At 67.4% G+C, this 24,332-nt stretch carries 21 protein-coding genes; 7 read left to right on the top strand and 14 right to left on the bottom strand.

Annotated elements, in window-relative coordinates:
- Window positions 1–18 precede the first annotated feature (18 nt).
- The 6 genes from AB0C27_RS42250 to AB0C27_RS42225 form a co-directional block, all read right to left on the bottom strand.
- On the bottom strand, window positions 19–447 hold the full coding sequence (locus AB0C27_RS42250) for a DUF6262 family protein (RefSeq protein ID WP_357856984.1): 429 nt from the start codon (window positions 445–447) through the stop codon (window positions 19–21).
- The gene (locus tag AB0C27_RS42245; RefSeq protein ID WP_357856981.1) at window positions 444–2,591 is read right to left on the bottom strand and encodes a tyrosine-type recombinase/integrase; all 2,148 of its coding nucleotides are present in this window, start codon (window positions 2,589–2,591) and stop codon (window positions 444–446) included. Before AB0C27_RS42245 ends, AB0C27_RS42250 begins: the two co-directional genes overlap by 4 nt.
- A complete protein-coding gene (locus AB0C27_RS42240) occupies window positions 2,591–3,814 on the bottom strand; it encodes a tyrosine-type recombinase/integrase (protein WP_357856978.1) in 1,224 nt (407 codons plus the stop codon). Before AB0C27_RS42240 ends, AB0C27_RS42245 begins: the two co-directional genes overlap by 1 nt.
- 66 nt (window positions 3,815–3,880) lie before the next feature.
- The gene (locus tag AB0C27_RS42235; protein WP_357856975.1) at window positions 3,881–6,760 is read right to left on the bottom strand and encodes a Tn3 family transposase; all 2,880 of its coding nucleotides are present in this window, start codon (window positions 6,758–6,760) and stop codon (window positions 3,881–3,883) included.
- A 71-nt stretch (window positions 6,761–6,831) separates the two neighbouring features.
- Window positions 6,832–7,659: a tyrosine-type recombinase/integrase gene (locus tag AB0C27_RS42230; RefSeq protein WP_357856972.1), complete on the bottom strand. Its 828-nt coding sequence runs from the start codon at window positions 7,657–7,659 to the stop codon at window positions 6,832–6,834.
- 244 nt (window positions 7,660–7,903) lie between these two features.
- Window positions 7,904–8,473: a TetR/AcrR family transcriptional regulator gene (locus tag AB0C27_RS42225; RefSeq protein WP_357856969.1), complete on the bottom strand. Its 570-nt coding sequence runs from the start codon at window positions 8,471–8,473 to the stop codon at window positions 7,904–7,906.
- Between the two features lie 89 nt (window positions 8,474–8,562).
- Here AB0C27_RS42225 and AB0C27_RS42220 point away from each other — a divergent pair, with 89 nt between their 5' ends.
- Complete coding sequence (locus tag AB0C27_RS42220; RefSeq protein WP_357856967.1) at window positions 8,563–9,996, top strand: MFS transporter; 1,434 nt, start codon at window positions 8,563–8,565, stop codon at window positions 9,994–9,996.
- Between the two features lie 79 nt (window positions 9,997–10,075).
- Here AB0C27_RS42220 and AB0C27_RS42215 read toward each other — a convergent pair whose 3' ends face one another.
- Complete coding sequence (locus tag AB0C27_RS42215; RefSeq protein WP_357856964.1) at window positions 10,076–13,147, bottom strand: Tn3 family transposase; 3,072 nt, start codon at window positions 13,145–13,147, stop codon at window positions 10,076–10,078.
- A 5-nt stretch (window positions 13,148–13,152) separates the two neighbouring features.
- Here AB0C27_RS42215 and AB0C27_RS42210 point away from each other — a divergent pair, with 5 nt between their 5' ends.
- Together AB0C27_RS42210 and AB0C27_RS42205 are read left to right on the top strand one after the other, a co-directional pair.
- The gene (locus AB0C27_RS42210; RefSeq protein ID WP_357856961.1) at window positions 13,153–13,689 is read left to right on the top strand and encodes a tyrosine-type recombinase/integrase; all 537 of its coding nucleotides are present in this window, start codon (window positions 13,153–13,155) and stop codon (window positions 13,687–13,689) included.
- Window positions 13,686–13,895: a hypothetical protein gene (locus AB0C27_RS42205; protein ID WP_357856958.1), complete on the top strand. Its 210-nt coding sequence runs from the start codon at window positions 13,686–13,688 to the stop codon at window positions 13,893–13,895. The genes AB0C27_RS42210 and AB0C27_RS42205 overlap by 4 nt, the downstream gene beginning before the upstream one ends.
- Before the next feature lie 56 nt (window positions 13,896–13,951).
- On the opposite strand, the gene AB0C27_RS42200 is transcribed toward AB0C27_RS42205, so the two are convergent.
- Complete coding sequence (locus AB0C27_RS42200; RefSeq protein WP_357856955.1) at window positions 13,952–14,137, bottom strand: hypothetical protein; 186 nt, start codon at window positions 14,135–14,137, stop codon at window positions 13,952–13,954.
- Window positions 14,138–15,008: 871 nt separating this feature from the next.
- On the opposite strand from AB0C27_RS42200, the gene AB0C27_RS42195 reads away from it, so the two are divergent.
- Genes AB0C27_RS42195 through AB0C27_RS42185 form a run of 3 tightly spaced genes read left to right on the top strand, consistent with a single transcriptional unit; the run spans window position 15,009 to window position 17,130 of the window.
- On the top strand, window positions 15,009–16,145 hold the full coding sequence (locus tag AB0C27_RS42195) for a serine hydrolase domain-containing protein (RefSeq protein ID WP_357856952.1): 1,137 nt from the start codon (window positions 15,009–15,011) through the stop codon (window positions 16,143–16,145).
- A gap of 2 nt (window positions 16,146–16,147) precedes the next feature.
- Entirely contained in the window at window positions 16,148–16,522 is a 375-nt protein-coding gene (locus AB0C27_RS42190) for a serine hydrolase (RefSeq protein WP_357856949.1), read from the top strand.
- 38 nt (window positions 16,523–16,560) lie between these two features.
- Window positions 16,561–17,130 carry a helix-turn-helix domain-containing protein gene (locus tag AB0C27_RS42185; RefSeq protein ID WP_357856946.1) on the top strand — a complete coding sequence of 190 codons (570 nt, stop codon included), beginning with the start codon at window positions 16,561–16,563 and terminating at the stop codon, window positions 17,128–17,130.
- A 693-nt stretch (window positions 17,131–17,823) separates the two neighbouring features.
- On the opposite strand, the gene AB0C27_RS42180 is transcribed toward AB0C27_RS42185, so the two are convergent.
- From AB0C27_RS42180 to AB0C27_RS42155, 6 genes are all read right to left on the bottom strand, one after another.
- The gene (locus tag AB0C27_RS42180; RefSeq protein WP_357857145.1) at window positions 17,824–19,350 is read right to left on the bottom strand and encodes a CocE/NonD family hydrolase; all 1,527 of its coding nucleotides are present in this window, start codon (window positions 19,348–19,350) and stop codon (window positions 17,824–17,826) included.
- Window positions 19,351–19,402: 52 nt separating this feature from the next.
- Entirely contained in the window at window positions 19,403–19,705 is a 303-nt protein-coding gene (locus tag AB0C27_RS42175) for a hypothetical protein (protein ID WP_357856943.1), read from the bottom strand.
- 416 nt (window positions 19,706–20,121) lie between these two features.
- The gene (locus AB0C27_RS42170; protein ID WP_357856939.1) at window positions 20,122–20,910 is read right to left on the bottom strand and encodes a MerR family transcriptional regulator; all 789 of its coding nucleotides are present in this window, start codon (window positions 20,908–20,910) and stop codon (window positions 20,122–20,124) included.
- Window positions 20,907–21,680 (bottom strand): alpha/beta fold hydrolase, encoded by a 774-nt coding sequence (locus tag AB0C27_RS42165; protein WP_357856936.1) that lies wholly within the window; start codon window positions 21,678–21,680, stop codon window positions 20,907–20,909. The genes AB0C27_RS42170 and AB0C27_RS42165 overlap by 4 nt, the downstream gene beginning before the upstream one ends.
- A 22-nt stretch (window positions 21,681–21,702) precedes the next feature.
- Window positions 21,703–22,461, bottom strand: a complete 759-nt coding sequence (locus AB0C27_RS42160; RefSeq protein ID WP_357856933.1) for a recombinase family protein — start codon at window positions 22,459–22,461, stop codon at window positions 21,703–21,705.
- A gap of 535 nt (window positions 22,462–22,996) precedes the next feature.
- Window positions 22,997–23,215, bottom strand: a complete 219-nt coding sequence (locus tag AB0C27_RS42155) for a hypothetical protein (RefSeq protein ID WP_357856930.1) — start codon at window positions 23,213–23,215, stop codon at window positions 22,997–22,999.
- 117 nt (window positions 23,216–23,332) lie between these two features.
- Here AB0C27_RS42155 and AB0C27_RS42150 point away from each other — a divergent pair, with 117 nt between their 5' ends.
- On the top strand, window positions 23,333–24,214 hold the full coding sequence (locus AB0C27_RS42150; protein ID WP_357856927.1) for an MFS transporter: 882 nt from the start codon (window positions 23,333–23,335) through the stop codon (window positions 24,212–24,214).
- The last annotated feature ends 118 nt before the right edge of the window (window positions 24,215–24,332 follow it).

The raw sequence follows: 24,332 nt of genomic DNA, 5'->3' as shown, positions 1-24,332 counted from the left end.
AGCAGCCGGCTCAGGTTGTCAGCTGTCGGGAGCGGAACCTGTTCCTCGCGGCCCCAGACGTCTGCGTAGTTCGAGGTTCTCACCGTGCGCGGCCTCCAAAGCCTGTTTGAGCGCGATGACTTCGTCGCGGTGACGACGTTTTAGGTCGGCGAGTTGGGCGGTGAGCGTGCGGACCACGCTACTGGGCTGGTCAGGGCCGACTTGCTGAGATCGGGTTGTGGGAGGCGTTCCTCGCTGCTGGTCACGCAGTTGCTCGACGCGGCGTCGGATCTCGAGGTTGCGGTAGAGGAAGTCGAGCGAGACGCCTGCGGCGTGGGCCAGGCCGCGGAAGGTGATCGGGTCACCACGGCGGATCATGTCGCGGAGGCCTTGTTCAGCGCGGGTCTTGGCGGCGGCGCTCTTGGCCGCGGCGGCAGCACGAAGGTTGTCGGGGTTGCCCCGGCTCATGGTCGCGTTTCCTGGTCGCGGGTGATGGCGTCGGTGCGGGCGTCGACTCCGGCGCCGCGGACAGCTTGGAGGGTTCCGTCAGCGTTGCGGGTCTGTTCGATCTTGAGGATGACCCGGCCGAGGGCGTCGTGTTCTTGCAGGCGCCCGGCCAGCCACACGTTGTCGCGGCTCATCTCTTGCCCGGTGCGGGACTTGAACGCCTGCCGACGTTCGTCGATGAGCTGGCCGGTGCGCTGCTGCTGCAGTTCGAGCTCGGGCAGGAAGGTGGCGTCGGTGGTGAACTTATCGCAGGTCAGGCAGGCGTTTCCCTTGTCACAGGCCTGCCGGGGCGGCAGCAGGCACCACCCGTTGGGCAGGATCCTGTCGGTGCGTTTGTCCAGCTCCAGCATGTCGTAGAGATCGCGCGGGTCGACCTGCAGGTCACGGCCGTCAGCTGTGATCTTCCGGTAGCGCAGGAACTCGCGTTCGTGGGTCTCGGCCAGGGTCTCGGCGTACTCCATCGTCATGGCGGGCGTCAGGTGACCCATGTAGCGCTGGACGACGTGCAACGGGACGCCGGCGTTGAGCAGGCTGGTGGCCTTGGTGTGGCGAAAGCGGTGGGTGCGATTGAAATCGACCAGTCGGCCGGAGCTGTCGCGGATATTCAGCCGCCGGGCGAACTCGTTGAGGAGAGCGTTGACCCGCTCGTAGGGGTAGTGTCGGTCGGCCATGCGGTTCATCTTGGCGGCGAGGAACAGGTAGGTCGGCGTAACCCCCGGCACCCATCTCGGGCCAAGGTGTTCATCGGCCCAGCGTTGCTGCTCGGCGATGATGGCGGCGATCTCGGCATCGACCAGCATGGTGTCGGGTGCTCCGTCGATCTTTGTCTGCTGGTAGCGGAGCTTGGCCACAAAGCCGTCGTCATCATCCGCGCCGGGGCTGGAGAGTCGGTCCAGCGGCAGAAGGGGCTGGCGGTCGAGCATCCGGATCTCGCTGACGCGCCGTCCGGTCCGGGCCACCAGCATGACGATGCGCATGGCTTGCTCGTCACCGAACCCGCCTTCCTCGATGGGGGCGCCGATGAGGTGCAGGTTTGCCATGATCTGGGACAGGGCGGTGTCGTCGATGACCTCGCGGCGCTCGGGGCTCACGGTGGTCCGGCGGGTCTCGCCGCGTCGCCAGAGCTTGGCGTGCTGGGGACCGAGCCGTTCCCACCCGGGCTCGTCCAGGGCCAGGGCGGCGCTCTCGCGCTGGTCGTGCATGAACATGTAGAACTGCTCGACGTTGGTGGCGATGTCGTTGACCCGCAGGTTCGACAAGGGCTTGCCGCGGTTGGGGCCGGTTCTCGCGGTCAGGGTTCGCACGTGGCCGAGGAACTCCAGCATGAGCACGCGCACTTCGGCCGGGTTGTCGCTCAGCCATGGCGGTGTCGGCTCTCGCGCGGTGAGCCAGGTAGAGAACACGCCGATGCCCGAGCGGATCGCCCTTAGGCTCGTCCAGGTCAGCGTGTTGGTCTCGAGCGAGACCTTGAACCACCACTGCACCCCGAGGCGCAGCCACTGCGGCTCCAATGTGTGGAAGTTCAGGCTCTGTCCTTCAGATGGTTCGTGCGGGCGGCGTGGGATCCGCGGGTCCAGCGCGAGGTTCCATTGCTCCCGGTGCCACCAGGGCCGCTGATCGTAGGCGGTCCAGAGCAGCCGGTAACAGCGCCGCAGCAAGGTGGTGGTGTTGAGCAGCCAGTTCCTGCCGGGCAATGCGCCTTTGCGGCGCGCGAAGCTGGCAGCGATCGCCCGCTCCCACTCACGTGGCGTCTGCAGCATCAACGAGCCGCGGAGTGCCGGATGGTCTTCGATCGTGCAGGCCAGCCAGCGGATCAGGGACTGCCAGAGCGGGACCGCGACCCGGCCGCCCAACTCGATGATCCGCCAGCAGCACCAGGCCAGCTCGCGATCCATCGGTTCGCCGAGCAGGTTGAAGCGCAGATTAAAGCTGCCGACTCCGGCTTTGTGGCCGAACACCGCCCTGTCCTCATCGGTCAGGTCGGCCGAGGCCAGCTCCACGGTGCGGAACTGGGCAGGGACCGCTGCCCAGAGAGATCCCAGGATCTCGGGTGCGTAGCTGCCGGAGTCGTCCCGCGTGCTCTCCAGCAGTTGCTTGGATCCCATCAGCAGGGTCCGATCAGTCCGGCGTCCTGAGCGGCTCGCCAGCCTGCGGTGAGCTTGGCCCAGTCCGCGACGGCTCGAAGCTCAGCGTCCTCGGTGACGTGCGCGTAGGTGTTCAAGGTCGTCTGGACGTCGGCGTGGCCAAGTCGGCGGCTGACCACGTGGACCGGCACCCCTGACAGCAGCAGGGCCGTCGCATGCGAGTGGCGGAACCAGTGGGGTGTCCACCCCTCGGGCACCTGACCGACCAGTTCTCGCCGGAGTCGGTCCACCAGGTCATAAACGGTGTCGGGCTTCCATGGGGCGAAGCGAGGCTCGCGGCCGAGGTTGACGAACACGAAGGAGACGTCGAAGTCCGCGACCGCGAGGTCGGCGCCGGCCTCGCACAATTGCCAGACGTACTCGCCATAGAGTCGGTCGACCTGGTCGGAGATGTAGAGCCGCCGGTAGCCGCTCTTGGCCCGCACCTCGTGTTCGTTGTCGCGAGGCACGACCTCGATGAACGGGGTGTCTCCGCGCCCGGTGCACCAGTCGCGGTGCTGCAACCCCAGCGCTTCGCCCAGCCGCAGGCCGGACTCAGCAAGCAGCGACCACAGCAGCCGGTTACGGACCGAGCCTCGCCACTCGCGGGCCTCCTCGTCCCATCTCGCGCACGCCTCGCAGATCCGCTCGATCTGCCGGGGCGTCAGCGTGGGCGGCGCGGCCGGCCGGGGCCGGCGGACTCGGATCACGGCCTGGCGGCGGCCCTTGCGGCGGGCGATGTGTTCCAGCAGCGGCTTGTAACCGCCGCTTCGCCCATGCACGATCCGGTGCAGGTCCGCGCTGACCTCGACACCGTTGAGCTGGTGGTAGCCGTAGTACGACGTCACCGCCCGTAGCCGCACCGAGATCGTCGACTCGGCGAACCTCGCCGCCCCCGGTTTCAGCGACGTAACCTGCGGGCCGTTCCCTGTTCGCAGCCAGTTCAGGAACCCGCCGAAGTCCTCCAGCGTCACCGTCTTCCACGCCAGCCCGTACTGCTCCAGGTACTCCCACCACAACGCCAGGGCCCGCGCGTAGGACTTCACCGTGTTCGGCGAGCACTGCTGAACCCGCAGGTACTCCAGGTACTCCTCGACAGGTGGGACCGGCAAGTGGTCACGGCCGAGCACCGTCCACGTACGCTCTCCGCCCGGCAGCACGACCCGTTGTGCCCTGCACTCCAACGCCCTCGTCACCGTCGTCACGGTCGGTAGCGTAGAGACCCCGGATAGCTCGTATGCAAGGTACGACGAGACATCCCGGAAGGTCGCTTACGCTGCGTTGCAGACGGCTTTCTCCCACCCCAGATAACACAGCGTGACGCAGTTGAGCACCAGGCCGAGCGCGCCAAGCTGGTCTTCCATGCCCTTGTAGTAGCGCTGGTAGATCTCGCCTTTCCTGCCGTGGAAGATCTTCCCCGCCAGCGCATGGCGGGACTCTTGCAGGTTACGCACGCCCTTGATGTCGCGCCGGTAGGGCTCCTCCACGGCGTAGGTGAGGATATGGAGGGTCTTGAAGATCCGCCCGTAGTGGGCGATCGCCTCCCCGAGTGGGGTCGGGTTGCCGTCCCGCTGAATCATGCGCATCACGTCGTAGGCGCGGATCTCACCGGTGTAGATCGACACCACGACGCGCAGGATGTCACTCCAATGCCGCTTGATCTTTTCCAGATCGATCTTCCCGCGCGCGAACCGGGACAGGCTGCCGTAGTCGGCGTCCTGGATGCGCCAGCCCTTCTGATCGGGGATGTCGGCCAGCGCGGGCCGGTACTGCATCCCCAGCAGGTGGACCAGGCCGAACACGACGTCGCTGTAAGATCCGGTGTCGGTCACCAGAACCTCAGGGCGCGGTCCGCCATCCCTCCGGAACGCCACATCGATCATGTGGAGCGAGTCACGCACGGTTCCCGTGACGACCTTCGCCCCGAGCCCCACCCCACGGTCGTTGATCATGTTGAGCCACGTGACACCGCGCGAGCGGCCGAAGAATTTCTTGTTCGGGCGGGTGTAGATGGAGGGCACTGGGACCACGAACCGCATCCCGTCGATCGCGGCGACCAGTCCGCCGCCGAGTGCCTGGGCGAAACCGATCTTGCCCTGCTCGTCGATGAGCGGGCCGTTGGCCAGGGTGTAGGTCTCCGCCGACAGGTAGTTCTGCACCACATGCGATAGCCGCCCGCGTTCCAGCGCGGGCGTGCCCGCCTTCACCACCGGCGCGTACCCGATGTTCAGCGCTTGGGCCGTCAGGCAGGCCGCGACCGAGACGTGGAAGTCGGCGAGCTTGCTCACCCCGCCGGCCACCGAGATGAACGCGGCCTCGAACTCCGGAACCCGGCCCATCACCTCCAGCAGGAGCTCCGGCACGTCCACCCGCGGTAGCATCGCGAGCACCCGCTTGCGCAGGTCAATCAGGGACGGCGGCTCTGGAAGGGCGGCCAGCTTGGCCACGTGCAGCCGGCCTTCCGCATCCACGCTCACATCCACGCCATCCTGCCCGGCCCGGCCCGCGACATCGTTGAGCGCCAGATGCAGCACCAGCGCGTGCTCGGCAAGTAACCGCCCGGGATCCTCGGGAAGCTGGAGGTCGACCAGCGCCGGACCTTTGGCCGCCTCCCACTTCGCACCGTCCAACAATTGCCCGCGTGGATCCCGCCAGCGCACCGAGGCCTCGGCGTGGATGTCGCGGCGCTTGAGGTGCCGATGAAACTGGGTGAGCACGCACATGGTGTAGGCGTTCTTGTCCACGGTGCTGCCATTCGGCAGGCTCTTGAACACCAGCCGTTTCCAGGACCCGGTCACCAACTCGGGGTCGATGTCGGCCTCGGTGACCTTCTTCTTGCGGCCGTCCAGCAGCCGGGGCAGCTGCTTCATCGCCGCGAGCGCCGGCGCGCCCTCAGCGTTGGCGCCGAATTCGATCACCGTGGTCAGCGTCTTGAGGAACCCCGACACGGTGGCGATCCGCGTGGCCAGCAGCGCCCGCATCTCCCCGTCGGCATCGGCGTCGGGCGGCGGCACCATCTCGGTCACCGCCGCGACCGCCTCCCGCAACTCCCGCCGGGGCACGATCGCGTCGATCGCCTCCCATACCTGATCCAACCGGAGTTCCTCGCCGTACTCGGTGACCTCCAGCAGGGTCTCCACCGCCGCGGCCAGCGTGGCCGAGTGCTTGGCCAATTTCGGATGCTGGCGTACCCGCTCCTTGTCAGTGGCGGTCTCGGCCTTGCCGACCAGTTCGGTGGTGACCAGCAAATCCAGCATCTCCAGACAGTCGTCGACCGCCTTGCCCTCCAGATAGATCACCGTGGCCAGCAACGTGGCGAGCTGACGGGAGGGCCCATGGCGGCGCAAAGCGGTCGCCGTGGCCTGCATGCCGTACCGCGCCAAGTCGACCATCCGCCGGTGCGGCACCTCCGGCGGCAGCGGCATGGCCCCCAGCCCCACACCGAGGATTTCCGCAGCGAGCTCCAGCGCCTTCTCCAGATTCCTCCCCGAGGGCGCCGCCGGGCCCTTGCGCCAGCGCTCCAGGTCCGAGGAACGCCGGCCCTCGGGCACCTCCAGCAGCATCTCCAGGATCACCCGCTGCCGTGGCGACAGCACCTCTCGCAGCGTGTCATAGAGACGGTCGGTGGCCTCATCCCGCACCCGGGCGACCAGCCGTGCCAGCGTGGTCACACCCGGGAGCAGCACCTTGTTGGTGCGCAGCCACGTCACCCCGTCATAGAAGATCGTCTTCTTGCCGTCGCCGGTGTTCCACGCCCTCGCGCTCGCCCACACGATGAAATCCGCCTCTGCCTGGGAGAACTCCTTCAGCGCGTATGCCTTGCGGATCGCGTCCTGGTGCTCGAACGGTGTGCTGCGCCGCTCGGTGTACTGGCCGATCTGCGAGACATCCTCGATCCCGAGTTGCTCGCCGAGGTACACCAGCACCTCGTCGGGCACGTCCAGCGGGTCGGTCAGAAAGCGCCCGACGTAGCGGGCTGTCGTTAATTGGAGGGCGAAGCCGAGGCGGGCGTGTGTCCCACGCCGTTCGGCGATCAGCGCCCGATCCGCGTCGTCCAGGTAGAAGAACCGTTCCAGCTCCGCCTGCGACGGAGCACCCGAGAAGCGGCCGTACGCGGCCGCCTCACCATCACTCAAGAACTCAACCGGCATAGACGCCGAAGGTAGGGCAGGCCCGGCAAGCAGGAGGAGCGGAAGATCAAATAGTTAGCTGGGGCCATCCGCTAACGGGACTTTTCGTTCGGATGCTCGTCATACCCCTTGATGAGCTCGGTGGCGTGGGCGTGGCGCAGCTGGTGAATGTCGATCTCGACACGTGCGGCGGCGCAGTAGCTCTGCCAGCGGTGGTGGGCGGCGTCGTAGGACAGCGGACCACCGCGGCCGTTGATGGAGGCGCGAAACAGCGGCCCGGCGGTGTAGCCGGCGCGGGCCAGGTAGAGCTTGAGCAGGGTGACGTAGCCGCGATCGTCCAGCAGCACGGTGCGCACACTGCCGCCCTTGCCGTGGATGCGGACGTGTTCGTCGTCAAGGTGCAGGTCCAGGTCTTCGACGTACAGCCCGCAGACCTCCGAGGCGCGGGCGCCGCACACGTAGGCGGTCTCGAACAGCACCCGATCGCGCAACCGGTCCAACGGCACGTCCTTGCGCGGCCGCCGCGAGCAGATCACTGCGAGGACCTTGGCCACGTCGGCGGCCGCGGCCGGGCGTGGCAGGGCCTTCGGGACCTTGACGGTGTCGATCCGATCCATCGGGTTGGCACCCAGGAGGTCGTGGCGAACCGCCCATCTGGTGAAGGAGGCGATCGCGGCGCGCTTACGCTTGCGGCTGGCCGGCGACAGCTCGGCGAGCCCGGCCAGGTAGGCGCGGATCGGCGTCGCGGTCAGCTCGCCGATCTCCTCGCCGTGGTGGGCGGCAAAAGCGATCAGGTCGCCGCGGTAGGCCCGCCGGGTGTGCGGTGAGGTGCCGGCGTTGGCCAGGTCGGTGAGGAAGTCGTCGAGATGGCGGGCGAGCGGGTGGGCACGGCCGAGCTGCTCGGCGATGACCGGATCCATGCGGTACGCCTCCACCATCCGCCGAGTTGCCAGATAACCGGGAAACGAAGCGTCCGTGCCGGGCGGCGGTGGCCCAGCTCGCGCTACGTCCGTGATCGCTATCTAGCCAGATAACGAACGTTATCCCGCAACCAACTGGGCATCCTATTCTCGAAACTGACCCCCAGCCACAAGTAGTGATGGGGGCGTAGCTCGCCGACGGCGGTCGACAGGTAGCGGCTGTTCCACAGCGCGACGGACTGGATCAGGCGAGCAACCGGTCGACCAACCCGTCGAGGTAGTCAGGGGTGAGCGGGCCCGCGCCGAACAGGACGCGCATGTAGATCGGCGCCAGGAGATGGTCCAGCACCTCCAGTACGTCAGGCGGGTCCTCGCCGCGGCCGCGGGCGCGGTCGAGCATGGCCTGCAATTGCCTGGTGCGGTCGGCTAGGAGCTCGTCGCGCGCCTGAAGGCCCTGCTGACCCTCGCCTGACAGCGCGATGGTCAGCCGCACCAGCGCCAGGCCGTCGGGTCCGGTGACCTCGCGGGCCACGTTGGCGGCGTGGGTCCGCAGGTCGCCGGCCAGGCTGCCGGTGTCAGGCATCGGCGACTGCGTGTTGAGCCGGGTCAGCAGCACATCGCTGAGCAGGGCTTGGAGGTTGCCCCACCGGCGGTAGAGGCTGGTGTCGGCCACGCCCGCGCGGGCCGCGATGTCGCCGACTGTGAAGTTTCCGTAGCCGCGCTCCCTGACCAGCTCGGTAACGGCCTGGTGCACTGCCGCGCGGACCCGGGCGCTGCGCCCGCCGGGCCGCCTGGCCCGCCCCTGCTCATCCATGCCCCCACCTTAACGCAGTTGAGACTTGCGTTAGAGCGTATGAGGGTCTACTTTAACGCAGTCATAAACTGCTTTTAGGAGGGATGTACGTGAAAGGGTTGCTCACCCTGACCTGCGCAGGTCAGTTCATGGTGCTGCTCGACAACACGATCGTCGGCGCCGCCCTGCCCGACATGCAGCAGCGGCTTCACACCGGGCTGACCGGCCTGCAGTGGATCGTCGACGCCTACGTGCTGCTGGTGGCCATGCTGCTGCTGTCGGGCGGCGTCTTCGCCGACCGGTTCGGCCGCAGGCGGGTGTTCCTGGCCGGGGTGGTGGTGTTCACGGCCGCGTCGGTGGTGTGTTCGCTCGCGCCCTCGATCGGCTGGCTGATCGCCGGACGGGTGCTGCAGGGCGTCGGGGCCGCGGCGCTGAGCCCCGCCTCACTAGCGCTGCTCGCCGCCGCGTATCCTGCCCCGAGAGAGCGCGTCAGAGCGATCGGGTTGTGGGCCGGGTTCAGCGGCATCGGCCTGGCCGCCGGACCGCTGGCGGGCGGGATCCTGGTGGAGTCCTTCGGCTGGCCCGCCATCTTCCTGGTCAACGTGCCCATCGGGGCGGTCCTGCTGCTGGCCGGGCTGCGCGTGCTGGGGGAGTCCCGCAACCCGAGCGCGCCGCCGATCGACGTCCCCGGCACGGTGCTGTCCGCCGCGGGCGTGGGCGCTGTGACCTACGGCCTGATCGAGGGCGGTTCCCGAGGCTGGACCTCGCCGGTGATCCTGGGCAGCTTCGCCGCCGGACTGGTGCTCCTGGCCGCGTTCGTCGTGGTCGAGGGTCGTGTGTCGACGCCGATGCTGCCGCTGCGGCTGTTTCGTCAGCGGCTGTTCACGGTGTCCAACACGGCGATGGTCGTGGTCGGGTTCGCGCTGATGGGGTCGTCGTTCTTCTTCTCCCAGTTCTTCGTCTACGTCCAGGGCACTTCGATCCTGGTCGCCGGGCTGCAGACCCTGCCCATCTCGCTGGCCATGGTGATCGTCAGCCCGTACGCCGGCCGGTTCGCGGCCAGGTACGGCTTCCGCGTCGTCGTCAGCATCGGCCTGGCGCTGGCCGGGCTGGGGCTGCTGGCGCTGGGCTTCGTCCACGCCGATACCGGCTACGGGAACGTGTGGTGGCGGCTGGCGGTCGTCGGCATCGGGTTCGCTCTCACCATGTCGCCGCTGACCGGGGCCGCAATCCAGGCGGTCAGCCCGCAGGAGGGCGGCCTCGCCTCGGGCGTCAGCAGCACCACCCGGCAGATCGGCGCGGTGCTCGGCGTGGCGGTGCTCGGGGCGATCGTCCACACGCGGGAGTCCGGCGGCGCCTCCTTCGAATCCGGCCTCAACAGCGCCTTCCTCGCGGCGGGTGCCGTGACACTGGCCTGCGCCGTATTCACCGGCCTGTGGCTGACCGCAGCCCGGACACCGAGGGGCGTCCGGGCCGAACACTCAGGAGGCCAAGCAGTCAGTGAGCCGCCGCTGACAGCTCCTCCCAGTCGGCCCACGTCTTGAGCCGCTTGGCGTAGGCCTGCTGGGTCATCCGCAGCCCTTCGGTGCCGAAGAACACCCGCAGCGGCGAGCGAGCCGCCGGTTATGGGGCGAAGAGGACTTGGGACTCGAGGTCGAGTCGGGTGGTGGGGTTGGCGGCCGGCGGGGTCAGGTTGAGGATCCAGTTGCCGAACCGGCGGATGACGTGGGTGATGTAGGGCGAGATGGCGGCCAGGTCATCGAGGTCGACGGGGTGGCCATCGGCGGCGATGGCGTTGGCCGCGTCCGTGATGTCCTGAGCGGTCGAGTAAATGACGCAGTTGGCCAGCAACTCGTTGAACTTGATGATCTTCTCTTGGTAGTCGGGATCGTTGTGGCCGATGAGCTTGCCGCCGAACATCAGCCAGTCGGCGAAGTTGTGGAAGGACTCGTTGCGATTGGTGACCTGGGTGATCTGCTCGCGAAGGTCTGGATCCGACAAATACCGCAAGAGCGTGATCGTCCTGACCGCGCGGCCGAGCTCGCGAAAGGCCCGGTAGAGCCGGTTCTTGCGAGAGTGGTTGCCCAGGCGGCGCAGCAGGGTCACCGAGGACAGCCGGTTCTCCCGGATCAAGATCGCGGTGCGGAGCAGGTCCGTCCAGTGGGTCTCGATGAGAGCCCAATCGATCACCTCGTCGCCGAACAGCGAATCGATGTGCTGGTACCGGGTGCCTGGGGTGGGCCGGTAGAAGATCAGGTCGTGCCAGTTGCGGATACGGGGCAGTAGGTCGAACCCCATGAGCGCGGCGAGCCCGAAGACCGGCAGCGACTGGCCTTGAGTATCCGCATGGATGGTGTCGGGCTGGATCTCCGAGGCGTTCTTCAACAGCCCTTCGATGATGTAGACCGCCTCCCACACCCCACACGGGATGAAATGGGAAAAAAGCGCCACATAAGTGTTGGAGATGTGCCTGTAGGCCAGACCTCCATATCCTCCATACCGAATGTGACTCTCCGCAAGCAGGTTGTTCTCCCACGTCTCAATCTGGGAGCCGTCGGCGGCCACGGTCTTGCCGTCGCCCCACACCGAGGCGATGTCGAGCTTGTTGAACTCGTTGATGACGTCGGTGGAGGCTTTTGAGATCTTGTCGCTGGTGGAGTGCTTGTTCGCGGTCATGGCGATCTCCGCGGCGCTGACCTTGCCGCGCATATGCGCGGCAACCTGGGCCGGGCCGAGCAGCGTCCCGTAGGTGAAAACCATCAGCACGTACCGGCCCAGCGCTTCCTTGATCTTCGGGTCAGAGCCCGAGGCCGGGCCGAGGTGCCGGGTCCAGCCGGTCTGGTAGGCAGTGCGGGTGAGGATGTCGAGCAGGTCCCGTTGCGGGAGCCGCTCGTGTACGGCCTCCTCCAGCTTGAGCGCCTCCTTGCTCCGCTCGGCACCCTTGCGGCGTTTGAGCACCGGCCGTCCGCCCTCAAGTGTCAGGTCGGTGTTGGCCGGGTAGTCGGCGTCGACCCCGGCGGCGGTGTCGGCCAGCAGCTGCCGGTAGTGGCGGGTCAGCTCGCGCGGATCGGTCGGCAGACCGGCTTCGGCGCAGAACTCTTCGACGAGCGGTTCGCACTCCGCCCAGGACATGAGCTGGTCGTGCAGGTTGGCATAGGAGTCCGACCCAGCCACCGCAATGTCGCCCGACTTCAGCTCTGAAGCCAGGTAGGAGAACACGCACACCTCCAGATGGCGGCGGACCAGCAGGCCCGGCCGGACCGGATCCTTGAGGATCTTCCGCCACATCGCCGAGGCGAACGCGTCCACGTCCACCACCAGCTCCACCGCGACCGCAGTGCCGTCCGGACCCGCGCGCTGCACGCTGATCCGATCGGGAACGAACACCGCCCGGGCGTTGCGCTGGGCTTGCAGGCACTCCACCGCGTCCAGCACGCTGCGCTCGGCGTTGGTCGACTCCAGGTCGATCGACTCGACCAGGGTGAACAGCGCCGAGCGGTGGGATCGGTAGAGCTGATCGAGCAGCGGCAGGTAGTTGTTGCCGTGATAGGCCGACACCGCCTCGTGCGCGGCCGCCAAAGCGTCCAGGCCGCCGGCCTCCTCCAAAGCCTTCAGCACCAGGCGGCCAGCTCGCTCGGCAACATCCCCGGATCCGGAGCCCGCGCTCGCGGCGGGATCGGTGCTCGCGCCGTCCGGCAGCGGGCCGACCGCATCGAGTTCGGCGGGTGTGACCGCCTCGCGGACGCCGTCCAGAACATCGCCGAACACGCCCAGCAGGCGTTCGGACTCGGCCCGGTGCGCCTCCCGCAGGGCTTCCAGCTGGTCGCGGCCCTTCTTGTGGATCGTCGCGATCCGCTTGCAGAACATGGTGACCACGTCGTCCCGCACCCCGGTCCGCACCGTGTGCAGCAGGCTCACGATCAATGTGAGGCGCTTGTCCTCATCCAGCACCTTCCGCAGGTCCGCGACATCGGTGACCCTCGCCTCTCCCGCGAAATGCGCGATCTTCCCCGGCGGGATCCCCTCCAGCCACGCCTCGGTCGGCCCGAGAGCGTCCAGTTCCCGCAGGAACGCCAGACGACCCTTGAACTTGTTGAGCGACGCCGCCTGCGCCACGTCCTTCAAACCGTCGTACGCGCTGCGCCGGGTGATGGGGTCGACCAGCAGCAGCCGGGCCAGCCTCACCTGGGCTCCGGCGTCGACCCGGCTGGACACCAGCGTGAAGAATCCGCGGTTCACCTCGGTGCGGATCTTCTTGGTCATCTCATCCAGCGTCGTGTAGCCGGGCAACTCACACTCGGCGCGAACCAGCTCCTCCAGCGCCACATTGATCAAGTCAGCGGGGTTGTCCTTGGCCTGGGCCGCCTTGCGGATCGCCTCATCGGCCACCTCCCGGACCCGGGCCGCGTCATAGGTGACACCCATCCGCTGGCGCACGAACGACCGATGCCGCTTGGCCGACCGCTCCGCGGCATCCTCCAGCACCACCCCCTCCGGCCGGCCGATCATCTCTCGGATGTGCTCGAAGACCACCGCGGGGACGTCTCTGAGCTTCGGGAAATATCCCAACCGCTGATAGGCCTTCAACCACACCAGCAACGCCAGCAGATGCTGATCATCCTGCGTCTTGCCGCGCGCCCACTCCACCTCGGCTGCCGACGGAGTGAACACCTCCGCCAACTCCCGCGCCGACACCGCCCGTGCAAACCTCGGGTACGCCGTCCGATCGATCGACGCCACCCAAACCCCCCGAAACCATCACCAACCAGCGTGAAGTCAGGAGTTTAACGACCGGCGATCAAGAGCGCGGCCCGTTTCCGCCGTATTCCGGTGGCACCCCGGCAGGGGTCGACGCTCTCCTTGACGCCTGCGACGCCGACCTCGACGCACCCGCTCCGGACGAGGCCTGGTACGCCGAGATGCGTCTCATCGCCTTGCGCGACGCTGCGATGATCGATGTTCTCTACTCCACCGGCCTGCGCCAGGCCGAGTTGGCCCGGCTCGCCCTTGACGACTACGATCCAGCCCGGCGCTCGCTGCGCGTGCGCGGCAAGAGCGACAAGGAACGGCTCGTTCTCGTCACCCGTAGCGCAGCCGCCCGGGTGGAGGCCTGGCTGGCCGAGCGTGGCCGCGATACCGGCGGCCTGGTCGCCCCATTCACCCCGCGCTCCCAACGGATTCGCGCCGCGTCGGCGGCCGCATCGATCACCACACCGGCCAGACTGTCAGCCACGTGATCACCGAGCGCAGCGAGCGGGCCAAAACCGCCCGGCTCACAGCGCGCGACTTCCGCCGTACTTTCATCAGCGAGCTGCTGATCGCCGGCGTCGACCTGTCCACCGTCCAAGCCCTCGCCGGGTGCGCCTCCCTCCTAAGGGGTCCCAGTAGCAATGAAGAAATTTTCAACGAAGTTGCTTCTGACCTCGCGGTTATCCCGAGCTAAGCGGCTTAGGTCTCGATTCGCTTACGGTGCTGATCATGAGCGACGACCCTGGAAATTCAGCGGGGACGGCGGCGCTGGGCGGGGTCGGCTTCGGCGGTGACGCGCGCGGAGGTCTCCTCGCCCAGGCGAACGTAGCGGCCGAGGCCGGCCAGGTGCTGGTGGCGGCTTTTGGCCTGCAACTCCGGGGCGGTCCGTCCGGCCTGCGCGAGATGCTGCAACGCGCTGTGCCGGAGCTGGTGCAAGGTCCATCCCTCGAGAGCCGGACGTGGGGGCGCGCCGGTCGGCCAGGAACACCGGCCCAGCGGTGCGGCCGGCCAGCGGGCGGGGCAGCAGCCGGGCGGTGGCGGTGGCCCAGTGCACGTAGTCGATGGCGGCGCCCTTGGAGATGACCCGGGCGCAGCGGAACTCCAGGTCGAGGGCCTCGACGTTGAGGCTGAGGATCTCCTCGGCGCGGGCCGCCGTGTCGTACAGGAGCCTCCACAGCACCTTCTCCCGCAGGGCGTGCGCGAGGTCGGTGAACAGCTTGTCCAGCCGGGCGGCCGGGATGGCGCGGTCACCGCACCGGGCGGGCTTGCGGCGCTCCAGCCGCCGGGCGGCCTGACCAGCCCACCACGCCCGCCACCAGCCTCGATACCATGGAACTCGCCGAGCTCCTGCGGTTCATCGCCGACTGGCTCGCCGCAGGCCCTGCCAGGCTGTCGCATCGCTCCTACCTACCTCGGCTACCCCGCGTACGGCCTGGACGCCCTTCGCGCCGATCTGGAAGGCTTCACTTTTCTCCTCGGAGGCAGCGACGAAGAAGACCTCTGCGGCCAGCACTGAGGGCATGTTTGCCCCGCCTACTGGGCCTCCACGGCTGTCGCAGAGCTCCGGTGCCGCTCCACCAGGAGGAAACGGACCACGACGAAGCCGACACTCACGGCAGCCACTGCCCAGACAACCGTCCCCGATGGTCTCGATCACTTCGTTCCTCCCGGGAGGGACCACGATCATCTGGACGGCAGCACCGACCGGCAGGTGGCGACGAGAAGTTGCGAACCAACCGACCGGTAGGTAGTCTCCTTTCTCGACCGGCCGACCGACCGGTCGGTAGAGCGAGATGAGAGGACTGCCATGGATGCCACCGAAGTCAACGGGACCGTCGCCAACGGCTTCGAGGTGGTAAGGGATGTCTTTCGACGCAATCTCGCCCTGGGCGCCGACGTGGGCGCCGGGCTGGCCATCTACCAGAACGGAGAGCCGGTCGTAGATCTGTGGGGTGGCTACGCCGATCCCGACACCCATCGGCCGTGGGAGCGCGACACGATCGCCGCCCTGGCCTCGACCACCAAAACCTTCGCGGCGGGAGCATTACTGCTGCTGATCGAGCGTGGCCAGGTGGATCTGGACGCGCCGGTGGCATGCTACTGGCCGGAGTTCGCCCAGAACGGCAAGGGTGAGATCACCGTGCGGGTGCTACTCAGCCACCGCGCGGGGCTGCCGTCGATGGAGGCCAGGCCGGTTACGTGGGAGGACCTTAGGGAATGGACGCCGGTCACCGACACCCTGGCCGACGCGGCGCCCGAATGGCCGCCCGGCACCGCCCACGGCTACCACGGTGTGACGTTCGGCCATCTGACCGGTGAGATCGTCCGGCGGGTGTCCGGAACAAGCCTCAGCGAGTGCTTCGCCCGCCACATCGCCGCGCCACTCGGCGGCCTCGACTGCTACATCCGCGTACCCGACGCCGAGCTGCCCCGGATGGCCACCATGGTGGTCCCCGACGCCGAACAGATCATGCTGGGGATGGAGGTGCCTGAGCTGGCCGACATGGTCGAAGCGCTGAACGATCCGACGACGCTGACGTACCGTGCCATGTTCGGCAGCGTCAGCATGGATGGCGTCGCCTCCGCCCCGTCGCTGGCGCGCTACTACGCCGCGCTGGCCGGCGAGGTGGACGGCGTGCGGCTCCTCAGCCCTCAGCTCGTGGACCAGGTGCGTCGGTCCTACGGCGACGGCATCGATGAAATCCTGCGGGTGCGAACGTCGTGGGGGCTGGGGTTCGCGCTGCCCGGGGGTCCGATGTGGCCCGCGCCGGAACAGGTCACCGGGTTGTTCGGACACAGCGGCGCCAGCGGCTCGTTCGCCTTCGCCGACCCCCAACGTGACCTGGCCTTCGCGTACGTCCCCAACCGCGGCTCCGAGCTGCTCGAAGGCGGCGACTTCCGGGTCCGCGGCCTGATCGAGGCGCTGTACGAAGGGAGGCTCTGACCATGCTGAAACCGCGGTTCTCCGCCGTTGCCGAGGCGTTCTCGCGGGTTGTCGGCAAGGGCGACGACCGTGGCGCGGCGCTGTGCGTCTACCACCGGGGTGTCCCCATCGTGGACATCTGGGCGGGCACCGCCGATGTCAAGACACGGAGGCCGTGGAACGAGAACACGATCGCCCCGGTCACCGACGCCACCAAAGAGCTGCTGGCCGTCGCAGTGCTGCTCCTGGTCCAGGACGGCACGCTCAGCCTGGGCACACCCGTGTACGTGCCCAACCATGTCCGGCTACATCGAAGGCGCGGATGCCAACGCCAGGCAGCTGGCGGCACTGGTGTACAGCGCTCTCCCGTGACTACCGATCCAGAACGCACTGGATAGGGTGTGATCAGCTGAGAACCGAGTACAGAGGACAGCAGTTGCCGCGTACCGAGCAGGGCGACACCCGAAGTCGCATCATTGAGACAGCACGGGAACTGTTCACCACGCAAACCTACCGGGCCGCCTCGATGCGCGACATCGCAGAGCGGGTAGGCATCACCAAGCCCTCCCTGTATCACCATTTCCGCAGCAAGAGTGAGATTTTGGCCAGCCTGGTGGGTCCCCCCATCGACCAGCTCGAGTCGACGGTCGACGCCGCGGCGACTCGCTCCACGCAGGCGGAGATCAGGCAGCACGTGCTCGGCGGCTGTCTAGACGTCATGCTGGCCCACCGCGAGACCATGGCCCTGCTCCTGCGCGACGCCTCTGTATACAGCGACGGAACGACCGATGTCATGTCGAGGATGGTGACCATCGTCAACCGGGCTATCGAGTTGCTCGCCGGGCCCGATCCTGACTGGCGCCGACGCATACGCGCGGCCCAGGCGTTCGCGGCGGCCACCGATCCCATCAGCCAACTTACAGACGTGCCGGTGGACGACCTACGTGCTGAGCTCCTTCGCGGCGCGAGCGCGATCCTCGATCCCCAACCGATCGCCGAGCCTTAGACGGTGAGATAGTCGGTCCGCGTCCCAGACGCTCGCAAGCCGCTGCAGCCGCGGACCGTCGCCAATATGCGGAACAACCTGTCGAGCTTCTTCTCCTACGCTCGGCGGCGCAAGGTCGTGCCAGACAACCCTGCCGCCGACGTCCGTCCGCCCCGCGTCTCCACCGAGGGCAGCACGCGGGCCCTGCCAGCGCTAGCGCATCGACAGGTCCGCCGGGGGATCTTCGCCCTGCGAAAGTAGGGGCGTCTCGCCGAGGCAGCCGCGATCGCGCTGTTCGACGACCTCGGTGCCCGGGTCAGCACCCTGGCCGCCCTCACCGTCAACGACGTGCGGGCGGTGACCGAGGCCGACGGCACACGAAGTAGCGCCTGAACTGCGGAAACGTAGGAGTTGACGTCCTGTGGCGAGTTGATGATCACTGCCGCTACGTTCGTTCCGGTTTTGTCCGGTACGGCACGTGGAGTGGTGCGTTGTCAGAGAAGATGTTCTCCGAGGAGCAGTTGGACCAGCTGCGCTCGTTCCCGGAGATCAGCGCGGATGAGTTGATCCGGTATTTCACGCCGACAACGGCGGAGTCGCATCGGGTGCCGGCGACGGCAGGGGGTGGGCTACGCGCCGGGCAAGGCGCGCAGCTGGCGTGGGGAGAAGGGATCTGTGACACCGCGGTGAAGATCGCGAGTGTCGATTTTGCTGTTACTTGCTGGGGGTGCCGTTGACCAGCGGCAGCGAGATCGACGTGTCGGCCAGGTCGACGGTGACCTTGGCCCCGGTGCCGGGTTCGACGTTGCTGCTCTCGTCGAGGTTGAGGTCGTCGTTGGTTCCGGTCAGTATCAGGCCCAGCCGGTGCCCGGCCTTGAACTCGTAGTCCAGCGGCAGCGTCTTCCAGGTGATCTGGTAGGCCTTGCCAGGCGTCAGCGGCGCCTGGTGGCTCAGCGATTCGTGGTTCTGCGCGTCCAGAATTCCCCGGGTGACCACGTGGAAGTCGGAAGTCGCCAGGTTGTCGCCAGCCTTGAGGTAGCAGCCGTCGTCATCGTCCGTGCTCTGGCCGACGCAGTCTTCACCGCCGATGAACTTCAGGCCTTCCGCGGACGTCGCGCTGCGTTCGCGGTAGTCGATGCGGGTGTCGGTGCCGTAGTCGACGAGTACGACACCCAGGTTGGCGGTCGGCTCGTTCAGGGTGACTCGCAGGCTCACCGATGGCGTCCCGGACAGCCGCATCGCCTTCTTCAGCGGCGGGGTCAGGAAGGGCAGCCGGTTGGGGTTGGCGGTGTCGGGGTTGTCGGCCATCGCGATCTCGGTCTGGGCGGTGTCGAGGTAGCTGGCGGTTCCGGTCGAGGGCTTGCGGTCCAGGGAGCCGTCCTGGTGCGGCCGCAGGGTCGTCGTCCGCGCCGCGGGTGCGGGCCAGTCGGCCTGAGTGATCCAGCGGTCCGGGCCGAGCTGTACGTCGACGCGCGGGCGGCGCGTGATGTCGTTGGCGACGCCCATGAGTTCGTGGTCGAACCACTGGTGCAGGGTGTCGACCCACACATTGCGGCGAGCCCAGAACGGGTCGAGATGCCCGTATTGCGTCACCCACGCCTTGCGCTGCACCGTACGGGGCAGTCTGGCCCACCAGGTGGAGAACTGGTCGGCCATCACGTTCCGGTCCTGCATTCCCATCACCGAGAAGACGCTGGCCCGCACGTTGCGCGCTTTCGAGATCGGGCCGGTCCGGTAGTCGAGCTCCTGCCAGTAGGCGTTGTCGTTGCCGGTGGCGTCGTCGGAGCCCTCGGTCATGCGCTGGCGCACCGCCGCGCACTTTTCGTCCGGATCCTCGTCAATCCGTGCGGCCATCCAGGCCTGCCCGTCCTTGATATCGGTGAGGGTGCCGTTCGCGCGCCACATGTCGTACCAGCTGCTGGGCCCCGCGATCGGCACAATCGTCTCCAGCCCCCGCACCCCGGTGCCGGCGACTGCCATGGCGAGGGCACCCTCATAGGAGTGGCCGATCATCCCGGTACGCCCGGTGGTCCAGGATGCCTTGACCGCAGCGCCCTTGGCGTCGTACGCGGCCGCGCGGCCGTTGAGCCAGTCGACGACCGCCTTGCCGCCCAGCACGTCGGATGGACCGCCGCTCGTCGGGCAGCCGTCCGACAATCGGGTGCCGGTCATATCGACGGACACGAACGCGTACCCGCGCGGCACGAAGTAGTTGTCGTAGAACAGCGGGAACTTCGTCAGGTTCCCGTCCGCGCCGTACTTCTTCTTTTCGACTTCGAAGCCGACACCCGGTTCACCGAAGTATGGGCTGCATGATCACCGGAACCTTGAGCCCGGGACCGGACTCCTTCGGCCGGATGATGTCCACCCGGACCAGATCCTTCTTACCGTCGCCGTCACTGTCGACCGTCGACTGCACCCGGACGTGCTCACGGATGGCGTCCTTGTAGGAGAAAACGGGCTGCGTGAGCCCGCCGGAGACTTTGATCTTCGGCTTCGCCGTCGCGGACGCGGACGCGGCGGGAGCAGCGGCGACTACGAGCGGAACCGCGAGTGCGACCACGGCGAGGAACCCTCGCCGTTTCAAACTGGACATGTGCCCTCCTTTGGGCTGGTAACAATCGATGAAACGCCGCAGCACGGGGCTCCGGCGAGAACCTCGAGACAAGCCCGTCAAGCGGCGTCGAAGTCTTCGGTGATCTTGGGCGCCATGTCCGCCAGGGTGCGGCCGGGCTGGGCCTGGCGGGTGCGGGCGGCCGCTTCGACGGCGACGAGCACGGCCCCGGGCGGGGGCGGCCCTGGCTGATCGGGACCGGCCCCTCGAGCATGAGTATCTGTGCGCTCTACGCACGGCGAAGCGCACACTCATGACCCGGCGGCTGACCAGGAAGAGGCCGCTGGTATGGATCCGAAAGCCGACGGCTGCGCCGTGGGCCGCCAGAGTGCCCCTGGCTCAGAAGGCCGGAGTGGGCCCGACCTACGCGGTGGAAACCGGGGGTGCGATTTCAGAGTTCAGTGAAGGGGAGTCTGGTCCGCGATGTCGATGCCGGCCGAGCGCAGGCGCGCTTCGATCAGCGCGGTCAGCCGGGTCCAGCCCGGCTTCTGCTCGTGTCCGTGGTGGGTGAGCAGGCTGTAGCGGATCGCACTGTCGGTGCGGGCTTGGAGTCCGGCCGGGATGGGCAGCAGCGCGGGATGGGCGATGAAGTGGCCGGCGATGGCCGTGGCGAGCTCGTCGATGCGGGGGTCGTCCGGCTCCCACTCGGCGGCACGCCACATGCGCTTGATCAACGACATGTACCGAGGATCGTTGAGGGCGCGCTCGATCCGGCCGAGGTAGTCATTGAAACCCTCCGGCACCAGGGCTTTGATCAACACCAAGCCCTCCCGGGCCATCGTCACGTCATCCGGGGTCAAGCCGAGATCGGCGGCCCTATCCAGGAGGGCGAGAGCGCGTTGGGGCAGCAGGGCACGGTCGCCGGTGGCGAGTCGGCGCAGCGTCTCGCGCCGCGCGGTCAGATCGTCGATCCGGTCGGTGAGGCGCCGTTCGGCGTCGACGAGTGCGGCGGCGAACCGGTCGGGATCGGCGTCGAGGATCGCCTCGATCTCGGCCAGCGGCACGCCGGCGCCGACCAGTGTCCGAATCTGGACCAGCCGCAGCAGGTCGGCCGATCCGTAGCGTCGATAGCCGGAGCTGTCGCGCGCGGGTTCGTCGATCAACCTGTGCTGGTGGTAGTGCCGGATGGCCTTCACCGTGACGCCGGCGAATGCCGCCGCCTGGCCGATTGTGACGCCGTCCGTCATCTGCTCTGCCGGCGCCGTGATCGTGGGGCGCCGGTGAGTTCGCGAACCGCGTCCGCGATCGCGCGGAAGTCCATGCGTACGATCTTGCTGTGGTTGCTGGCGACTTTCGTGCTCGTGATGGTGGGGTTGCGGGCGAGCATCGGGGTGAGGGTGGCGCGCGCGCTTTCCATTTCATCATGGCCGCCTCCGAGGTTGGCGCCCGTGGCGACCACGTATCGGACCGGGCAGGTCATACCGTCCAGGACCGGGCCGAGGGCGGCGCTGATCTCGATGAGTTCGATGTTGCTCTGGGCATGCTGCTCGGCGGACATCTTCGCGGCCATGCCCAGCCTGGAGAGCAGTGGCAGCAGCAAGCGCATCCGGCGCCAGAATTGCCGGACCCGTTCCGGGGGAGCGTCGGGGTAGTCGTGCGGGTAGGCGCCGTCCACGGGCACCACCCCCAGGGCGCGGTCCGGATTCCGGGCGGCCCAGTGCACCGCAACCGCCGCGCCGTAGGACCAGCCAACCACAAGCGGCCGGTCCACGCCCCTGGCCGCAAGGACGGCGTCGACATCACGGACGTGCGTCTCGAACGAAGCGGCCGCGGCCGAACGCCTCGATCGGCCGCGGGCCCGCATGTCGTAGGTGATGTGCCGGTAGTCGCTGCCGAGTTCGGCGATGACCTGCCGCCAGTACGCCTGACTGGCGAACTGGCCATTGAGGTAGATCACGGGCCGGCCGGGCCCACCGGTGTCGGTCACGGCCAGCGCGGTGTCGTCGATCGGCACCATGCCTGTCCACGCGGAGTTGAAATTACTCACCCGTAAAGCGTGCACCCTGACCTAGGGTCAAGGTCAAACCCAGGGCGTAGGCATCGCGCGCATTCGCAGAAGGGGCATGCGACCAAGCGCCTGACTTCGTCTGAACGCAAGGCGGGCAGTCACTCGGGACCGGTGGGCCAGTCACGACAAACAAACCCCCAACCCCACATCCCGACTGCGACCTTCCCCGGGCCTCCTTCAGTTGGCGGAGCACGGTGTCGCCCTTCAGATGCCCGTACACCGTCGAGCGCGGCACACCGAACAGGTCAGCGATCTGCTGGACGGTCTTGACTCGCGCGTCGTACAGCTCTTGGGCCAGCGCTGCCTGCTCGGGCGTGAGGCGGGGGCGACGGCCCCCGTTGCGTTCGCGCAGGTCCGCCCCGAGGGTGACCAAGTGCAGGACTGAACGCGACAGCCGGTCCAGCCGGGTGACCATCAGCGTGTCGCCCTCGCGCAACAGCTTGAGGACCAGGTCGAGGCTGGGCCGGGAGGCCTTGGCGCCACTGGCTTTGTCCAGATGGATGTCGTTGCGGTTGACGCCCGCGCGCAGCAGCGCGTCGATCTGGTGGTTGGGGTTCTGGTCGGCGGTACTGATCCGCGCGTAGCCGAAGAGCCACTGTCGAAATCTACTCCACGCACCGTTCACCGACATTGATTCTCGACACGAGCTATCGACAGCATCCACCTGCGGTTCCGTGATCAACTCCATGAGTGTCGACAGACGGTCGTTACTCGACACCGAGATGATCAATCTCGCAATCACAAAGAGTAGCGGCGATTACGTAGCGTGATTTTGCGGCTGGGTGACGCGGACCCCGAGTGGGGCCCAGGACGCTGCCATCGCGTCGCCCTCCACCACGAACCCGGGTCCGGGGTCGCAGAACTCCACCAACCCGGCACCGCGCAGGATGATCCCACACCGTAATCGAACCGAGACGTCAGCCGGAAGGTCTTTCGTTACCGCAGGTCAGCTACTACTTCGTTGAAAATTTCTTCATTGCTACCGAGACCCCTCCTAACCACCGCCCGCTACGACCACCGTGACCAGACGAAGGGGAGGATCTGAGCAAGGTGCAGACCGAGATCAGAAGTCACGCACAGCCCAGACCCGGCCACGGTGGCAACCGGCCATGCATCACCGAGGAGCGAGGTCCAGCACGGCGAGGCAAAGGGGGCCCTCATGGTTGGTGAACGGGTGATGCACGACGGTGTCGGGTGACGCGGATGCCAGGACGTCCATGGCCGTTGCCGCGTCTTGCTGAGGTAGGGCAGTAGCGGGGCGCTCATCATGCGTCGGCTTCGGCGGCTCCCTTCACGGCATGACCGTTGATTCCGCCGGCGATCGCGAACAGTCCCGGCTCTGCCTGGGTCAACCAGCCAGCCGTCACCAGCTTCTTGAGCCGGGCTCGCGTGGCCTCCACCCGACCTCGCGCCTGTGGTTCCCCCAATGCCTGGGCCACCTCCTTGGCGCGCATCGGTCGGCCCGCGCTGGTCATCGCCGCCACCACCTGCTCGTCAGTCCCGGCCAGGTCGCGCCGATCCGACGATGCTCGGCCCCGGTGCGCAGCCGACTGCGGCGGGTCCGGACGCCGGTTCTGATCGGGACGGGACTCGTTCGCATCTTGCGCAGCGGACTCTGCCGCACTGCCGAACTCGTCACCAGCCGGGAACTGCCACTGGCCCAGACCGTGATCGGCAGCCTGTATTCGGCCGGCCTGCTCGTGGGAGCCTGTCTGGGGGGCGTGGTCACCGCGACATGGGGAACCTCGGCCACACTCCTCATTGATGGCGCCTCGTTCGTTGTCTCCGCGCTTCTCGTCGCGAAGATCAAGCGGCCCTTCTCCAGCGCCATGGCAACGCGGCGGCTGCGGATAGGAGCTGACACCGCGGAGCTCTGGCGGTTTCTGCGAACGACCCCGGTGGCGTCGGCCTTGATGTGGCTGACCGCAGGACTGCGTCTCTGCTACGGGATGGTCGGACTCCTGCCCCTCTACGCACTCGAACGCTTCCACGTCGGCGACGCGGGAGTCGGCCCCCTGTACCTCGCACAAGGACTCGGCGCCGTTCTCGGGCCCTTCGTGGGCAGACGGCTCACGGGCGGCTCAACCCATCGACGGCTGTACGTGGCCGCGGCCGCCCTGGCCATCTTCGGCCTCGGATACCTGCTGCTGGCTCACAGCACTCACCTCGGCCCAGGAATGGCTGCGGCCTTGGTAGGCCACATCGGAGTAGGTGCGTGTGCGATCCTCGCCCTCAATGGTCTGCAACTGACGACACCCGACCACATCCGTGGACGGGTCATGGTGTTCGTCTTCAGCCTCGTCCGCGTTACAGGGGGTGTCGACACTTGCGGTCGCACCCATGGCCGCGACCATCGGGATGACCGATACCACTCGTCTTCTTGGGGCTTTCGCCGTTTTCTACGCGATCATCTGGTCAATCGGGTCATCACGCATCAGGGCCGAACGGTTGAATGCCCCCACAAGGGCACATTCGAGGCTTGACGCTGACCTCATTGGCCCGAAGTGCCAAGGCTCAGAAACGACACGGGGGCTGGCGTGACGGTCCCCGTGTCGCAGGTTGAGCGGGAAACGATCTCCAAGAGTTCGGGAAGCGATCTTG

The organism is Nonomuraea sp. NPDC048882 (assembly GCF_040649755.1).
Classification (GTDB): Bacteria; Actinomycetota; Actinomycetes; order Streptosporangiales; family Streptosporangiaceae; genus Nonomuraea; species Nonomuraea maheshkhaliensis.
Note: the sequence above shows the minus strand (reverse complement) of the source record. Positions and strands in the feature narration are given on the sequence as shown.

What these genes read in the sequence shown, in the direction of transcription:
- AB0C27_RS42250 (WP_357856984.1), bottom strand. Translation starts at nt 447, where the DNA reads ATGAGCCGGGGCAACCCCGACAACCTTCGTGCTGCCGCCGCGGCCAAG.
- AB0C27_RS42245 (WP_357856981.1), bottom strand. Translation starts at nt 2,591, where the DNA reads ATGGGATCCAAGCAACTGCTGGAGAGCACGCGGGACGACTCCGGCAGC.
- AB0C27_RS42235 (WP_357856975.1), bottom strand. Translation starts at nt 6,760, where the DNA reads ATGCCGGTTGAGTTCTTGAGTGATGGTGAGGCGGCCGCGTACGGCCGC.
- AB0C27_RS42230 (WP_357856972.1), bottom strand. Translation starts at nt 7,659, where the DNA reads ATGGATCCGGTCATCGCCGAGCAGCTCGGCCGTGCCCACCCGCTCGCC.
- AB0C27_RS42225 (WP_357856969.1), bottom strand. Translation starts at nt 8,473, where the DNA reads ATGGATGAGCAGGGGCGGGCCAGGCGGCCCGGCGGGCGCAGCGCCCGG.
- AB0C27_RS42195 (WP_357856952.1), top strand. Translation starts at nt 15,009, where the DNA reads ATGGATGCCACCGAAGTCAACGGGACCGTCGCCAACGGCTTCGAGGTG.
- AB0C27_RS42190 (WP_357856949.1), top strand. Translation starts at nt 16,148, where the DNA reads ATGCTGAAACCGCGGTTCTCCGCCGTTGCCGAGGCGTTCTCGCGGGTT.
- AB0C27_RS42175 (WP_357856943.1), bottom strand. Translation starts at nt 19,705, where the DNA reads ATGTCCAGTTTGAAACGGCGAGGGTTCCTCGCCGTGGTCGCACTCGCG.
- AB0C27_RS42170 (WP_357856939.1), bottom strand. Translation starts at nt 20,910, where the DNA reads ATGACGGACGGCGTCACAATCGGCCAGGCGGCGGCATTCGCCGGCGTC.
- AB0C27_RS42165 (WP_357856936.1), bottom strand. Translation starts at nt 21,680, where the DNA reads ATGGTGCCGATCGACGACACCGCGCTGGCCGTGACCGACACCGGTGGG.